17 protein-coding genes are annotated in these 15,532 nt (G+C 59.7%); 7 read left to right on the top strand and 10 right to left on the bottom strand.

The features are described from left to right. The 3 genes from fabI to JZX87_RS04890 form a co-directional block, all read right to left on the bottom strand. Positions 1 to 819 carry an enoyl-ACP reductase FabI gene (fabI, locus tag JZX87_RS04880; protein WP_183822980.1) on the bottom strand — a complete coding sequence of 273 codons (819 nt, stop codon included), beginning with the start codon at positions 817 to 819 and terminating at the stop codon, positions 1 to 3. Positions 820 to 966: 147 nt separating this feature from the next. After that, complete coding sequence (locus JZX87_RS04885; protein WP_206824243.1) at positions 967 to 2,124, bottom strand: J domain-containing protein; 1,158 nt, start codon at positions 2,122 to 2,124, stop codon at positions 967 to 969. A gap of 249 nt (positions 2,125 to 2,373) precedes the next feature. Continuing rightward, entirely contained in the window at positions 2,374 to 2,832 is a 459-nt protein-coding gene (locus tag JZX87_RS04890) for an RT0821/Lpp0805 family surface protein (RefSeq protein ID WP_206824246.1), read from the bottom strand. 64 nt (positions 2,833 to 2,896) lie between these two features. On the opposite strand from JZX87_RS04890, the gene pdxH reads away from it, so the two are divergent. Further along, a complete protein-coding gene (gene pdxH, locus JZX87_RS04895; RefSeq protein ID WP_148142821.1) occupies positions 2,897 to 3,517 on the top strand; it encodes a pyridoxamine 5'-phosphate oxidase in 621 nt (206 codons plus the stop codon). 58 nt (positions 3,518 to 3,575) lie between these two features. On the opposite strand, the gene JZX87_RS04900 is transcribed toward pdxH, so the two are convergent. The 7 genes from JZX87_RS04900 to JZX87_RS04930 form a co-directional block, all read right to left on the bottom strand. Beyond that, a complete protein-coding gene (locus JZX87_RS04900; RefSeq protein ID WP_206824250.1) occupies positions 3,576 to 4,628 on the bottom strand; it encodes a polysaccharide deacetylase family protein in 1,053 nt (350 codons plus the stop codon). 88 nt (positions 4,629 to 4,716) lie between these two features. Next, positions 4,717 to 5,508 (bottom strand): sulfite exporter TauE/SafE family protein, encoded by a 792-nt coding sequence (locus JZX87_RS04905; RefSeq protein ID WP_183822972.1) that lies wholly within the window; start codon positions 5,506 to 5,508, stop codon positions 4,717 to 4,719. A 60-nt stretch (positions 5,509 to 5,568) separates the two neighbouring features. Further along, on the bottom strand, positions 5,569 to 6,195 hold the full coding sequence (locus JZX87_RS04910) for a hypothetical protein (RefSeq protein WP_148142818.1): 627 nt from the start codon (positions 6,193 to 6,195) through the stop codon (positions 5,569 to 5,571). A 415-nt stretch (positions 6,196 to 6,610) separates the two neighbouring features. Then, positions 6,611 to 7,099 carry a GNAT family N-acetyltransferase gene (locus JZX87_RS04915; RefSeq protein ID WP_206824252.1) on the bottom strand — a complete coding sequence of 163 codons (489 nt, stop codon included), beginning with the start codon at positions 7,097 to 7,099 and terminating at the stop codon, positions 6,611 to 6,613. Positions 7,100 to 7,104: 5 nt separating this feature from the next. Next, a complete protein-coding gene (gene tldD / locus JZX87_RS04920; RefSeq protein WP_206824256.1) occupies positions 7,105 to 8,520 on the bottom strand; it encodes a metalloprotease TldD in 1,416 nt (471 codons plus the stop codon). A gap of 98 nt (positions 8,521 to 8,618) precedes the next feature. After that, entirely contained in the window at positions 8,619 to 9,116 is a 498-nt protein-coding gene (locus JZX87_RS04925) for a YcxB family protein (protein ID WP_206824258.1), read from the bottom strand. Positions 9,117 to 9,150: 34 nt separating this feature from the next. After that, positions 9,151 to 9,762, bottom strand: coding sequence for an invasion associated locus B family protein (locus JZX87_RS04930; protein ID WP_286194157.1), 612 nt, complete (start codon positions 9,760 to 9,762; stop codon positions 9,151 to 9,153). Positions 9,763 to 10,142: 380 nt separating this feature from the next. Here JZX87_RS04930 and coxB point away from each other — a divergent pair, with 380 nt between their 5' ends. From coxB to JZX87_RS04960, 6 genes are read left to right on the top strand one after another with little or no spacing between them, the layout of a single operon-like run. After that, the gene (gene coxB, locus JZX87_RS04935; protein ID WP_206824260.1) at positions 10,143 to 11,069 is read left to right on the top strand and encodes a cytochrome c oxidase subunit II; all 927 of its coding nucleotides are present in this window, start codon (positions 10,143 to 10,145) and stop codon (positions 11,067 to 11,069) included. Positions 11,070 to 11,083: 14 nt separating this feature from the next. Further along, positions 11,084 to 12,778, top strand: a complete 1,695-nt coding sequence (ctaD, locus tag JZX87_RS04940; protein ID WP_206824262.1) for a cytochrome c oxidase subunit I — start codon at positions 11,084 to 11,086, stop codon at positions 12,776 to 12,778. Positions 12,779 to 12,838: 60 nt separating this feature from the next. Next, entirely contained in the window at positions 12,839 to 13,795 is a 957-nt protein-coding gene (gene cyoE / locus JZX87_RS04945) for a heme o synthase (RefSeq protein WP_206824264.1), read from the top strand. Next, positions 13,795 to 13,932 carry a cytochrome c oxidase system small membrane protein gene (locus JZX87_RS04950; protein WP_502711300.1) on the top strand — a complete coding sequence of 46 codons (138 nt, stop codon included), beginning with the start codon at positions 13,795 to 13,797 and terminating at the stop codon, positions 13,930 to 13,932. The genes cyoE and JZX87_RS04950 overlap by 1 nt, the downstream gene beginning before the upstream one ends. 40 nt (positions 13,933 to 13,972) lie before the next feature. Continuing rightward, positions 13,973 to 14,581: a cytochrome c oxidase assembly protein gene (locus tag JZX87_RS04955; RefSeq protein WP_206824266.1), complete on the top strand. Its 609-nt coding sequence runs from the start codon at positions 13,973 to 13,975 to the stop codon at positions 14,579 to 14,581. 60 nt (positions 14,582 to 14,641) lie between these two features. Further along, entirely contained in the window at positions 14,642 to 15,520 is an 879-nt protein-coding gene (locus tag JZX87_RS04960; protein WP_183822958.1) for a cytochrome c oxidase subunit 3, read from the top strand. Positions 15,521 to 15,532: the final 12 nt, after the last annotated feature.

A 15,532-nucleotide genomic window follows, 5' to 3' on the forward strand; every position in this document is an offset into this window, starting at 1 on the left:
TTAGTCCTTGATGACCGAAATGTCCGGAGCGTCGACCGCCTTCATGCCGATAGCGTGATAACCGCTGTCGGCGTGATGCACTTCGCCGGTCACCGAACGGGAGAGGTCGGAAAGCATGTAAAGGCCGACATCGCCGACATCTTCGATGGTGACGGTACGGCGCAGCGGCGCATTGTACTCGTTCCATTTCAAGATGTAGCGGAAGTCACCGATGCCGGATGCGGCAAGTGTCTTGATCGGACCGGCCGAGATCGCGTTGACGCGGATGTTCTTCGGGCCGAGGTCGACCGCCAGATATTTGACGCTGGCCTCGAGAGCCGCCTTTGCAACGCCCATGACGTTGTAGTTCGGCATGACCTTTTCCGCACCGTAATAGGTCAGCGTCAGCATCGAGCCGCCATCGGTCATCAGCTTTTCGGCCCGGCGTGCGACGGACGTGAAAGAATAGACCGAGATCTGCATCGTCTTGGCAAAATTGTCGGCGGAGGTGTCGACATAACGGCCGGTCAGCTCGTCCTTGTCGGAAAAGCCGATGGCGTGCACGATGAAGTCGATCTTGCCCCAGTGATTTTCGAGATTGGCGAAGACCTCGTCGATCGTCGCTTCGTCGCTGACATCACAGTGGCCGGCCATGAAGGCGCCGAGTTCGGCCGCCAGCGGTTCGACCCGCTTCTTCAGCGCATCGCCCTGATAGGTGAAGGCCACTTCGCCGCCATTGTCGACGATGGCCTTGGCAATGCCCCATGCAATCGAGCGATTGTTCGCAACGCCCATGATGAGCCCGCGCTTGCCTGCCATAAGGCCGGATGCCTGAACCATTGTGTAATCCCTGACACGAAAAAATGAATGTTGCCTATGGCATAGGCCGCATCAGGGTTCAAGCATGCGTCAAATCATCAACCGTAAAGATGGCCTGAAATAGATGCGTGCCTGGGGATGATGTCATCCCTTTGTCACGCTTCCGTCTCACAGATACAGCCCATCGCGCATCAGTCGCATGAGGTCGGTGACCTTGGCATCCGGCGTTTCCAGAAGCACGATCCTCAGTTCGACCACCAGATCGCCGCGTCCGGCAGCGTCATGAAGGCCTAGCCCTTCGATCGTGATCGTGCGGTCGGATCCGGACCAGCTGGGAATTTCCACCGTCCGCCGGCCCGCCGGTGTCTCCACCTGCGCCTCACCGCCGAGGACGGCATCCTGCAGCGAGATGGGCAGCACGATATGAAGGTTGAAATCCCTGACGACATAGATGTCGTCGCGGGCCGCATTCAGCGTCACGACAAGATCGCCCTGTTTCATGTTGGGCAGTTTCAGGCCTTGGCCCGTAAGCCTTACCTGATGTCCGTCGGTGGTGCCCCGCTCGATCGGAACGCGAACTTCCCGGTCGTCCGAGAGCTTGATCGTAACCGGTTTCAGCGCCAGCAGTTCGGCCACCGTCACCTTTGCCTCGACCAGAAGATCCGGCGCCTTTTCCGGTGTTGGCGCTGTGCCGCGGATACGTTTGACCAGATTGGCGATGAGGTCGACGGCCATCATCGGCAGCGGGGAGCGGACTTCCGGCCCCGGCCCATCCTTCGGGTTCGTTTCTTCGACCTTGGTCTCCGACGTGTCGGCATGTTCCTTGGCGCGCTCGCGTGCCTCGGGGCTGCCGCCGAAAATGCGTTCGATGGTTTCTTCCGGGCTTTCGCTCGGCTTCTTGCCCGTCTGCTGCTTGGCTTGTCCGCTTGCCGCACCCTGGGCTTTCGTCTTTGCCGCATCGGCCTTCGGTTCAGCCTTGGTGGCGTCGGCCTTGGTAGCATCGGACTGGGCGCGGGCAGCCTGGGCCTTTGCCAGCTCCTCCATCACCTTTTCCGCATTGGCGCGCGCAGCCTTGGCGCGTTCGGCCGCATCGCGCTGCTGCATGATTGTCTGGTGCATGTCGGCTGCACGGTCATAACGCCGGCGCCGCTCCGGATCCTTGAGCAATTCATAGGCCTGCCCGATCTCCGCAAACCGGTCCGTTGCACTCGGATCGTCGCGATTGTGGTCGGGATGAATCGTCTTGGCCTTCGTCCGCCAGGCCGCCTTGATTTCGTCTGCATCGGCGTTCCGTCTGACGCCGAGGATGGAATAGGGATCACGCATCGTGAGACCACCGGTTACGCTTTTGGCGGCAGATCCGGCATAATCGCGAACCTGCCGATAATAAACTTAAACACGGGCAACACAGGGCCATCATGCACTGCTCGCTGCTCCGATTTTCTCGGATTGAGAGAGTAGAGGCGCAGTCCTGAATCAGTGGTTACAGCGCGGCTTCACAGCTGAGGCATGGTGAAGGATCAGTTAACGCGGTGTGTGGTTTGGAAACAATTAGGCCAAGGGTGACAATTTGGCTCAGCCTTGCCTGTCGAAGGCCATCAGCATCCAGTCGCCGCTTCCGGTCATGCAGGTCTGGCCAGCAAAAACGGCGATCCCTTCATAGGAATGACGCGTTGTCTTGAAGGCGCGGCAGACGCGACCCTGGGCGTTGTCTTCCTGAATGACGGAAACCACGCCGGCACTGCCGGTCGCGGCATTGGCCCAGGGAAGGGGAGTGTTGCCCATTTTCACGAGATCGGCCGAAGTGACGGCATTGCGCACAGTCGCTTCGTCGGAAAGGCTTGTCTCGGATTGGGGCTTGCCGGCAACGGTTCCCGTCGCAAGCGACCGATCGACCTTGCTCGATCCGCCAAACAGATCCAGACTACTCGTACATCCCGCAAGCGACAGTGTCAGCGTGGCGAGGCAAATTGCAGCGCCGCTCTTGCGGCCCAGGCACTTTGTCATTTCGGTCCACTTTGCTATCACTGACACCTAATATCCTGTCCGGCGCTTCGTCTCGGGCATGTTCGAGCAGATTGGGAGTATTTAAGTCAATATGTCTGGAAGTGAGTTAACAACCGGTGACTTCACCGAAGAATCTGAACCATTTACCCTTTTCGCCCGCTGGTTGAAGGATGCGGAAGCTTCCGAGCCTAACGATCCAAACGCCGTTGCGGTTGCAACAGTAGATGAACATGGCCTTCCGAATGTGCGCATGGTGCTGCTCAAAGGTTTCGACGAGCACGGGTTCGTTTTCTATACCAATTTCGAGAGCCAGAAGGGCCAGGAAATCCTAGGCCAGAAGAAGGCGGCCATGTGTTTCCACTGGAAATCGCTGCGCCGGCAGGTGCGCATCCGTGGTCCGGTAGAAGTCGTGACCGATGCTGAGGCCGACGCCTATTATGCATCCCGCCCGCGCGGCAGCCGCATCGGCGCCTGGGCATCGAAACAGTCGCGTCCGCTCGAAGGACGTTTTGCCCTGGAGAAGTCCGTCGCGGAATATGCGGCGCGTTATGCAATCGGCGAAATCCCGCGGCCGTCCTACTGGTCCGGCTTCCGTATCCGGCCGACATCTATCGAATTCTGGCACGACCGCCAGTTCCGCCTGCATGACCGTGTCGAGTTCCGTCGCGACGATCCGTCCGGCAACTGGAACAAGGTGCGGATGTACCCTTGAGCAATTCCAGCAAAAGCGCGAACCGGTTTTGCGTCCGGAATTGCGTAGAACAAAACCTCTAGCGCTTCAGCGCGAAGGGAATGCCGGAGGCGAGTGCGGAGACGTAACGCGCCTTCTGGTAATAGCCGTTCAGTGAGACGCGCGGCAGGGCGGTCGGCCGGGCCAGGTCGGCGGCAGTGAGCATTCCAGGTTGTGTGGTAAGGCCGATCACAAAACCGAGATCGCGGGCGGATTGGAACTCCCTCGGTCCGATCGCGTCCCGGCTTCCATAGGGATATGCAATTGCTGTTGGTCGCTCGCCTGTGAGTTCCGTCAGCCATTCTGCCGATTTGTGCATCTCTCTCAGGGCTTCTTCCGCGCCAAGTCGGCTGAGCTTGCGATGCGTCACGGTGTGAGCGCCCAGCGAAACGAGCGGATGCGCCGCGAAGTCTCGCAGTTCCTGTGGCCCCATGATGAGTTCGCGGGTAGTGGCAAGGGGATCGATGCCGTATCGTTCCGCCAGGAGACAGAGGTCTGCGACGGCTTCGGCCTCTTTGCGAGCCCAGACATAGCTGGCAAAGCGGAAAGACGTGTCGAGTTGCTGTACCGGCGTCTTCAAGTCCACCGTTTCAACGCCACGCCCGAAATCGAAGCTGATGCGATCCTGCTCACGCAGAAGTCGGCCCATGATCTCCCACCAAAGAGGTTGCCGGTGTTCGGCAAGCCCTTGTGCGATGAAGACGGTGAAGGGCACGCCATGCCGGGCGAAAACGGGCAGCGCGTGTTCCGCATTATTGCGGTACCCGTCATCAAGCGTGAAGGCCGCAAACGGCTTGGTTGAAGGGGCAGCCAGCCGTTCCGGTAAATCCGAAAGTGCTATGAAATCGTAGCCGAGTGATTTCAGCCGAACGATCGCGGCATCGAGGAATTCCGGCGTGATTTCCAGATGCCGGTTAGGCCCGATGACCGATGCGGATTCCGGCCTTACATGATGAAGCGTGAAGATGACGCCCGAGCCGCGAGCCGACGTCAACAGGCCGGCCCCTGCCATCAGCGCCGAAGCTTCCAGCCCGGCACCGATCAGCCAGCGCTTGACGTTGCGACGCCAGATCGCTTTTGCCTTGTCCTTCATCGTGTCCGCAATTAGCCCCCGGGGCAGCCATGCCCGATACGGGACAGGCTAGTGCCGACCCATTAAGCCTTGCTGAACGATAGCACGCTTACGGCCGTAATCCGTCGAGAAGCGGAAGCCCGATGACGGCGGCGGCTCCGATAAGTGTGAAGCAGATCCGCCGGAACGTGGTCTCACTGGCGATACCAAACATCCGTGAACCGAAAAAAAGCCCGATGCCGTAAGCCGGCCCTGCAGCAAGCGCGATCAGCAGGACTTGCAGCGTCAGGATGCCACCGATGATATAGGATGTGGCCGAAAGCACGCTCGCCAGCGCGAAGTAGAGAATGAGGTTGGCGCGCACCACATTGCGTTCGATCGCTCCGCCGAGCCAATAGGCGACGATCGGGGGGCCGGACATCTGGGCCGCGCCGCCGAAAAGGCCGGCAATCGCGCCGACGCCGACCGTCAGCCAGGTTTTCGGCCGGCCATGATAGCGCCAGCCCGAGATCAGGAAAACCAGCAGGCAGACGACGACAGCGGAAATGATCCAGCGCAGCGTCACCGACGGCATGAGCGAAAGCATTGCCGCGCCAGCCGGAACGCCGATGATGGCGCCGGCCAGCATGGTGAAGACATCGCGGCGGTTCGCCCTGCGCCATCCTTCCGGCAGCATGCCGAGCGTCATTACCCAATCGATGACAAGGAGCAGTCCCGACGCGATCTGCGGGCTCGTCGCCGCACCGGCGAGCGGTATGAATATCAGCGCCCCGCCAAAGCCGGAAAAGCCGCGCGCAAGGCCTGCAACAACGGCGGCAAGAAGCACGAAGGCAAGTTCGCCGATCGAGTGGCCCGGAAGCCATGTCGCGAGAAAAGCGGAGATAGGATTGAGGGAAGTCATGACATGCGGTGTTTGTGAGGTGAAGAAAGCCGATCACCTGCTGCGGTTTCGTACGATCTGTCAATAAGGGGTAGTCGGGGAGGGGTGACGAAAATCGTTTGCGATCCACCAGTCGCATTCCTCTTGTGTATAGCCGAGCAGATACCCCTGTCGCCGTTCCATCTCTTCCGTCCACGGCCTCGGGCCGTTCATCAGGTCGTCATAGGCCTTGAAGCGCCATTCTTCACCGGGCAGGGCGTAATAGACGGTCAGAAATGTTTGGCCGCCACCCCGCACAGCCTTGACGCTCTCGACGAACGCGCCGCTTTCGACATGCGGCCGAAAAAGGTTGCGAACGTTTTCGAACCATTCAACCCCTTCTTCGCCATCAAGAATGGCAAACGGCTTACGTCCCTCCAGCATCAGCGGCAGTTCGAAATTCGTATGGACCAGATAGCTAGCCTCGTCGATCCGATGCGGCCGTGTCAGCATGATCTCGCCGTCCCATTCGGGCAGCAGGAGATCGGCTGCCGAGGCAAGCGCGAACAATTCCTCCTTGTCGGGATAGAAGGAGTGTGTTGCCAGATCTGCGAATTCCGTAACCAGAATGGATGCAACGATCGCCGGGTTGGCTTCAAAGCGCATTTCGTGGATCGAGCATCCCGTTTGCGGCGACAGGAATTTTAACACGAATGTCTCAGCACGCATCACTTTCTGATCTGGGGATGTGTGCCTGATTTTGCTGGGTCGTCTGTCTGCTGCGTGCCACATGATCTGTCGCGCATCGGGCGCTTCTTGGCAGATTGAAATCGGCATGTTGCGGCGCAGGTCGCTGCGAAAGCGCGATGCATAGCGCCTCCCCCAAACGCCTAGGAAATGGCACCCCGTTTCGTCATTTCGGAAGACGACGGCTCCACCGAAGGCCGAGGAAAGACCCTCCGTGCCGAATGGTCCTTCACCACCATAAACAGCGATGACGCATTCAGCGGGCGCGACACACACTACGGTATCCCCGGCGGGTGCGAACCCTTGGCTTCTGAAAAGATAGACTGGACAAGGTTGTGTAGTCATGTCGCGACCATACTGCACAGGTCTACTTCAGCAACTCGGAAGTTTGACGCCGTCAAACCGTCCGTCGATAGAACTTCGTATCCACCGCCATCCGCGGAAAGCTTGCCGGCAGCTCGTCGGCGAGGATCTCGGAGAAGCCGTTCTTCTCGTAGAAACGGTGGGCGGCGAGAAACTTGTCGGTGGTGCCGAGCAGGATCGTCTTCAGCCCGACAGCCGCCGCATGCGCCATAAGCGCGTCGAGCAAGCGAGCGGCCACGCCGAACTCCTTGCCACGAACTTCGGCGGCGACGAACATCTTGCGCAACGCGGCCTCGTCATTGCCGATATCCTTCAGGGAAATCGTGCCGACGATCTTTCCGTCTTTTTCGGCGACCCAGAACCCGCCCTTGGCCGTCTGATAGAAATCCGCAATGGCGGCGAGATCCGGCTGATCCGCCGCGGTGATCGCGACACCGAACTCCTCGCGCTGGATCGGCAGGATGACGTTGATCACGCCCTGTTCGTCGCCTGTCCGGAAGGCGCGGATCACGATGTCGCTCATCCTTTTTACGCCTTCGTACCGCCGACGGTGACCTGATCCATCCTGAGATGTGGCTGGCCGACGCCGACCGGAACCCATTGACCGGCCTTGCCGCAATTGCCGATGCCGGTATCGAGCTTCATGTCGTTACCGACCATCGACACGCGCTTCATCGCATCCGGGCCGTTGCCGATCAGCATCGCGCCCTTGATCGCCGGGCCGACCTTGCCGTTTTCAATGAGATAGGCCTCGGTGCAGCCGAAGACGAATTTGCCCGAGGTGATATCCACCTGACCACCGCCGAAGGAGACGGCATAGACACCCTTCTTGACGGACGCGATGATCTCTTCCGGCGTCTTGTCGCCGCCAAGCATGTAGGTGTTAGTCATCCGCGGCATCGGTACTGAAGAATAGCCCTGTCGGCGGCCGTTGCCGGTCGGCTTCATGCCCATCAGCCGGGCATTCTGCCGGTCCTGCATATAACCGACGAGCTTTCCGTTCTCGATCAGCACGTTATAGGCCGACGGCGTGCCTTCGTCGTCGATAGTGATCGAGCCGCGGCGATTGTCGATCGTGCCGTCGTCGACGACGGTGACGCCCGGAGCGGCGACCATTTCGCCGAGAAGCCCGGCAAAGGCAGAGGTTTTCTTGCGGTTGAAATCGCCTTCCAGCCCGTGACCGACCGCCTCGTGCAGCATCACGCCCGGCCAGCCGGAGGAAAGCACCACATCCATCGTGCCGGCCGGCGCCTCGATCGCCTCGAGATTGACCAGCGCCTGGCGCAGCGCCTCATCAGCGCCAACCTGCCAATTGCCTTCGGCGACGAAATCGCCGAAGCCGATGCGGCCACCGGTGCCAAACGAACCGCTCTCCTGCCGGTCGCCGCTTCCCACGACGACGGAAATATTGATGCGCGTCATCGGACGGATGTCCTGCACCCGGTGCCCGTCCGCACGCAAAATATCGACCACCTGCCAGCTGGCGGATATCGTCGCGGTGACCTGGCGAACCTTGTCGTCCTTGTTGCGCAGATAGGCGTCGATATCGGTCAAAAGCTTGGCCTTCGCCTCGAAGCTCGGGGAGCCGATCGGGTTCTCGTCGCCGTAATATTTCTTGTTGGTCCGCTGCGGGGCGCTCGCATAGGAACCGGAATAACCGGCGGTTACCGCGCGAACGGCATCCGACGCGCGTTCCAGCGCTGCGGCGCTCAGGTCGCCTGCATGGGCATAGCCGACAGCCTCGCCAGCCACAGAACGCAGACCAAAACCCTGGTCGGTATTGAAAGACCCGCCCTTCAGCCGTCCGTTGTCGAAGGTCAGCGATTCCGCCTGGGCATGTTCGACGAAAAGCTCCCCGTCATCGGCGCCGGCAAGCGCTTTTGCGACAATCGCCCGCAGCTTCGCTTCGTCCGTGTCGAACAGGCTCAAGAGATCGGTGTTCATGGAAATACTCCTTGGGCAGGACCCGCCTCGGCGCGGCAGGCTGTGGCGGCAAACCGCCTTTTCATCCGATGTAGGTCCGGCACGGAGACGAAGCAAGCCTATCCTTGGGTCGGCCTGGTTCGCAGATAGGCTTGAACCGCATCCGGCATGGTTTCGCGAGGCAGCGTGTTGAACTGGCCGTCACCGCTGAAGACCATGAAGGCCCGCGGACGCTCCCAGACTTCTGTAATGCTTCGCCACGTCAACTTGCCGCTGCCGAGATCGGACACGATGTCGATTCCATCGGCATCGACGGTAATCTCGGCCTTCGGATCGCCCATGCGCTTGTAGCGACCGAAGGTGTTGACCTTGTGGGCGCGCCAGATCACGGCGACGAAGATGACCGGCGCCAAGGCGAGGACAAGCATGACGCCGGCGAAAATATTGTTGTCGCCCGAGATGATGAAATAGATGGAAAAGCTCAACATCAGAACCGAGATGACCCACATCATCTTCTGTTCGACTACGGCACGACGCCAGACGAAGGCGCGGATCGCATCGCGCACGATATCGTCATCATAGCGAACGGTGAAACGGTGGCTGCCTACGAGGCCCATGGTCTTCCTGCCCTTCGACGCAGCTATCCGATGATCAGGGAAGTGCGTCGTAGCCGGGGCCAAAACCGTTGAGTTCAACGGGAATGCCGACACGGTCCTGATCGGAGGATTCGCGCAGTGCGAACACGGCGTTCTTGCCGGCACGCAGGATACGCATCAGTTCCTCGTCGATTTCCACTTCCACATAGCAGCCTTCCGAGAAGCAGCGAGTGAAATAGGCGCGACCGATATTGTTGTTGTCGACATAAAGCTCCATGCCGTCCTTCAAGAGAACGCCGAGCGGTGCGAGAATGCGCAGGATACGCGCCTTGCGATCGGCCGTCTTCAAGACGACGACCGAAAGCCCGACTTCCGGCCGGTCCTCGGCAATAACGTTCTGCATCAGCGCGCATTGCTCGGCGGAAGCGCCGGCAGGGCGGTCACAGATCACCGACCACGCGCCATGGCTTTCCTTCACATTGCCGGGCTGCTGTCCGGAAGGGCCAGGGGTGGGGGCGGGTGCCGGAGCCTGCGCGCTCGGGGCGGGACCTTTCGGTGCGGCACTCGGCACCGGCGGTGTGGGTGCCGGCTGTGCGAATGCGGTGGAGACCGTGCCCAGCGTCAGGAGGGCAATAAGGCTTGCGCCGATGAGGGAGGGACGACCCATGGAAACCTCTGGTTCGAATCAATGCGGCTTATCCTGTCTTTCGCGGTGCGAATTGGAAAGCCTTGCCGAGTTTTCAGCGGAGTACGGCGAAAGTAGGACCCTGTTCAAGTCACAAGGACGTCGCCGGCTTCAAAATCTGGTGGAATTTGTCAGCCGAAAGAGCATATCCTCATTTCAGGCTGCGACTCTGTGGAGGGAGGTGTGGTCTATTACGGAGGGAAATCAACCAGAGGATGTCGCGCGTCTACAATGCGCAAAATGCCGCAGGGGCATTTGTCGCAAGACGTTGCGGATATAAGCAAACTATGGTTGAACCAAGCTATAGCTTGGAGACTGCGTAAGAGTTGATCTGGATCACATGCGTGGGGAGAAAGTTTGTGATGAACAGGGCTTATGCGATGATGATGGCGATCATCTGTCTTATCACCGCCCCGATTGCGGGGCTGGTAAGCGCCTCGGTGGCGCATGCGGACCAGCCGCATCCCTGGCAGATGGGGCTTCAGGCGCCGGCAACCGAAATCATGCACCAGATAAGCTGGTTCGAGAAGTACACGCTCTGGTTCATCGTTCCGGTCACGCTTTTCGTTCTGGCACTGTTGATCATCGTCGCCGTGAAATTCCGCGCCGACAAGAACCCGACGCCATCGCGCACCAGCCATAACACGACGATCGAGATCGTCTGGACGGTGGCGCCGGTCCTGATTCTCTTCATGCTGGCCATCCCGTCCTTCAATCTTCTGAACGCCCAGCTGGAAATTCCCGAAACCGACATGACGGTGAAGGCCACCGCCACCCAGTGGCAGTGGAATTACGAATATGAGGGATCCGGCCAAGGGGAAGGGGCGTCGCCTGTCGCTTTCGACAGCTACCTGTTGAAAGAACCCGATCGCGCCGCGGCCGGCAAGACGGACATAGCCGTTTATCCGCGCCTTCTCGCCGTCGACAACGAGATGATCATTCCCGTAGGCAAGACGGTACGCCTTCTCGTGACAGCCGCTCCGACCGATGTCATCCATGCTTTCGCCATGCCGGCTTTCGGCGTGAAGATCGATGCCGTGCCAGGGCGCCTTAACGAAACCTGGTTCCGCGCCGAACGCGAGGGCCTTTATTACGGACAGTGTTCCGAGCTTTGTGGCAAGGACCACGCCTATATGCCGATCGCCATCCGCGTCGTCTCGGACGAGAAATACACCGCCTGGCTCGCTGCCGCCGCAAACGATCTGCCCGGAGCCTACAAGGCGCTTCTGGCATCTGCGGATAACAAAATTGCAGTCGGCGTCGATGTCGCTGCAAACGACGTCAAGTAAGGGAGGCGAGATCAATGGCTGAAACGACACATCACGACGACCATTCCCATCGCGCTGCCCATGACGACGCGCATGCGCATGGAGAGCATCACCACAAGCCGGGTTTTGCCGCCCGCTGGCTGTTCTCGACCAATCACAAGGATATCGGCACGCTTTACCTGATCTTCGCGATCATGGCCGGCATTATCGGCGGCCTTCTGTCGGTCGCGATGCGCATGGAGCTGCAGGAACCCGGCATCCAGATTTTCCACGGCCTCGCCTCTATCGTCTATGGTTTCGAGGGCGATGCCGCGATCGATGGCGGCAAGCACATGTTCAATGTGTTTACCACCGCCCACGCGCTGATCATGATCTTCTTCATGGTCATGCCGGCGATGATCGGCGGTTTTGCCAACTGGATGGTGCCGATCATGATCGGCGCGCCGGACATGGCTTTTCCGCGTCTCAACAACATTTCCTTCTGGCTGATCGTCCCGGCCTTCCTTCTTCTTGTCTTGTCGATGTTCGTCGAAGGACCGGCAGGCGCCTATGGCGCGGGCGGCGGCTGGACCATGTATCCGCCGCTTTCGACCTCCGGCCATCCGGGACCGGCAGTAGATCTCGCGATCTTCTCGCTCCACGTCGCCGGTGCCTCGTCCATTCTCGGTGCGATCAACTTCATCACCACCATTTTGAACATGCGCGCGCCGGGCATGACGCTGCACAAGATGCCGTTGTTTGCCTGGTCGGTGCTGGTAACGGCCTTCCTTCTGCTTCTGTCACTGCCGGTTCTGGCCGGTGCCATCACCATGGCGCTGACCGACCGTAACTTCGGCACCACATTCTTCTCGCCGGAAGGCGGCGGCGACCCGATCCTCTACCAGCATCTGTTCTGGTTCTTCGGTCACCCGGAAGTCTACATTCTCATCCTGCCCGGCTTCGGCATCGTCAGCCACATCGTCTCGACCTTCTCGAAAAAGCCGGTCTTCGGTTATCTCGGCATGGCCTATGCAATGGTGGCGATCGGCGCTGTCGGCTTCATCGTCTGGGCCCACCACATGTACACGGTTGGCCTGTCGCTCGATGCGCAGCGTTATTTCGTTTTCGCCACGATGGTGATCGCGGTGCCGACAGGCATCAAGATCTTCTCCTGGATCGCGACCATGTGGGGCGGCTCGATCACGTTTGCGACACCGATGATCTGGGCGATCGGCTTTATCTTCCTGTTCACCGTTGGCGGCGTCACCGGCGTGCAGCTGGCCAATGCCGGCCTCGACCGCTCGCTTCACGACACCTATTACGTCGTGGCCCATTTCCACTACGTCCTGTCGCTCGGCGCGGTCTTCGCCATCTTTGCCGCCTGGTATTACTGGTTCCCGAAAATGTTCGGCTACATGTATAACGAGGCGATCGGCAAGCTGCATTTCTGGGTCATGTTCATCGGCGTGAACCTCGTTTTCTTCCCGCAGCACTTCCTCGGCCTTGCCGGCATGCCGCGCCGTTATATCGACTATCCGGATGCTTTCGCCGGCTGGAACTACGTCTCCTCAGTCGGCTCGTATATCTCCTTCGTGGGTGTACTCATCTTCCTCTTTGGCGTATGGGAAGCCTTCGCCAAGAAGCGGGTTGCCGGTGATAGCCCCTGGGGCGAGGGTGCGACCACGCTGGAATGGCAGCTGTCGTCGCCGCCGCCCTATCACCAATGGGAACAGCTTCCCCGCATCAAGTAGGAATTCCGATCCGGGTGCTGCCTTGGCAGCGCCCGGCATCTCGTCAGGATCTGAATTGAAATGACTGTTATCGATTCCACCCAAGCGATGTCGCAAGAGGAAGGAAAGCTCCTTTCCGAAGCCGATGCGCGCGATTTCTTCGCGCTGCTGAAGCCGCGCGTCATGTCGCTGGTGGTTTTCACCGCCTTTGCAGGCCTTGTTCTCGCGCCCGGTGAGATCAACCCGGTTCTGGCGATCATCTCCATCCTCTGCATCGCCGTTGGTGCCGGCGCCTCCGGCGCGCTCAACATGTGGTACGATGCCGATATCGATGCCGTGATGACGCGCACCGCCAAGCGCCCGATCCCCGCCGGCCGCATCCGCCCTAATGAGGCACTTGCCTTCGGCCTGACGCTCTCGGCCTTCTCGGTCGTCATCCTCGGCCTTGCCGTCAACTGGTTTGCCGCCGGCCTGCTCGCCTTCACCATCTTCTTCTACGCCGTCGTCTACACGATGTGGCTGAAGCGCTCGACGCCACAGAACATCGTCATCGGCGGTGCTGCAGGCGCATTCCCGCCCATGCTCGGCTGGGCCTGCGTTACCGGTGGCGTGTCACTCGACAGCGTCATCCTGTTCATGATCACCTTCATGTGGACTCCGCCGCATTTCTGGGCGTTGGCGCTGTTCAAGATGCGCGATTACGGCTCGGTCGGTATTCCGATGATGCCGAATGTCGTTGGCCAGCGCTCGACCAAGATCCAGATGGTCGTCTATTCGGTCCTGATGGCCGCCGTCGTCGCCGCCCCGACCGTCACCGGTCTTGCCAGCATCGGCTACGGCATCTTTACCGGCATTCTGAGCCTCATCTTCATCTACTATTCCATTCTCGTCCTGCGCATGGCCGAGGATGACGAGAAGATGCTGCCGGCCAAGAAGCTGTTCTTCTACTCGATCTTCTATCTCTTCGCGGTCTTCTCCGCGCTGATCTTCGACCACATGGCGGCCGGTCTCGGCCAGTTCCTTGGAGGGTTTCTGTGATCGATACCGTCAAGCTCAGCGAGACGCAGAAAAGGTCACGGCGAAACCGCAATGTGGCACTCGGCCTCGTTCTCGCGGGGCTTTGCGTGCTTTTCTACATCATCACGCTGGTCAAGGTCGGCGGGTTCTGGAACTAGGCCGATAGACGGAGCCGAATGGAGCTAAGGGAGGAGCGACATGGCAGGCGGAATTCAGGGCGGGCATTCAGGCCAGGCAAAGCGGGTCAGCAACGCCTCGATCTTTGCCGGTTGCGCCGTATTTGTTTTCGGCATGGTTGGCGCCGCTTACGCGTCTGTTCCGCTCTACCGTCTCTTCTGCCAGATCACCGGCTATAACGGCACAACCCAGCGTGTAGAGCAGTATTCGTCGACCGTGCTCGACCGCACCGTTCAGGTTACCTTCGATGCAAACATATCAAGCGGCCTTAACTGGGATTTCAAGGCGGCGAAAGCCGTGCAGCCGAAGATCGGCGAGACAATCCAGGTCGAATACACGGCGACCAACCGCTCAGCCGTCGCCACCACCGGCACCGCCGTCTTCAACGTCACGCCGATGGAAGCCGGTGCCTATTTCAACAAGGTGCAGTGCTTCTGCTTCACCGAGCAGACGCTTGCGCCGGGTGAAAGCGTTTCCATGCCCGTCGTCTTTTACGTCGATCCGGAGATCGTCAAGGCGGAGGAAACGAAGAATATCAGAACGATTACCCTGTCCTATTCCTTCTACCCGAGCGAGCCGGCAAAGCCCGTCGCAGCGGTGAAGAAGAATGAGGCAGACAATAAGCTTTGAGAGGAGCGCCTGCGAAAAAATTCCGCAGGCGGTGGAGAGGCATTTATCGGGGATTTTGACATGGCAGACGCGCATCAGAAAAATCACGACTACCACATCATCGATCCGAGCCCTTGGCCGCTTCTGGCCGCGATCGGCGCCTTCGTCATCACCTTCGGTGGTGTCGGTTACATGCGCTATCTCAAGGGCGCTGAGTTCCACATGTTCGGCCTCAACTGGGCCACCCCCTGGGTGTTTTTCATCGGCCTGGCGATCATCCTTTATGTGATGATCGGCTGGTGGGCGGACACGATCAAGGAAGGTGATGAAGGCCATCACACGCGGGTCGTATCGCTGCATCTGCGTTACGGCATGATCATGTTCATCGCCTCCGAAGTGATGTTCTTCGTCGCCTGGTTCTGGGCCTTTTTCGATGCGAGCCTCTATCCCAACGAGGCGATCCAGGCCGCCCGCGTCGAAGCGCTCGGCGGTCAATGGCCGCCCAAGGGCATCGAGGTTCTCGATCCCTGGCACCTGCCGCTCTACAACACGATCATCCTGCTTCTCTCCGGCACCTGCGTGACCTGGGCGCATCACGCGCTCCTGCACAACGACCGCAAGGGACTGGTCACCGGGCTTGCGCTGACGGTCGCGCTCGGCATCCTGTTCTCCGCCGTGCAGGCCTACGAATACGCGCACGCACCCTTCGAATTCTCCAATTCGATCTACGGCGCCACCTTCTTCATGGCGACCGGTTTTCACGGTTTCCACGTGCTGATCGGCACGATCTTCCTGATCGTCTGCCTGATCCGCGCCATCAATGGCGGCTTCACCCCCGAACGCCATTTCGGCTTCGAAGCGGCCGCCTGGTACTGGCACTTCGTCGACGTCGTCTGGCTGTTCCTGTTCTTCTCGATCTACATCTGGGGCGGCTGGGGCGCACCGCTGGCGCATCTGTGATGAATGGGCCAG

It is taken from the genome of Agrobacterium sp. Ap1 (assembly GCF_017313375.1).
Classification (GTDB): Bacteria; Pseudomonadota; Alphaproteobacteria; order Rhizobiales; family Rhizobiaceae; genus Neorhizobium; species Neorhizobium cellulosilyticum.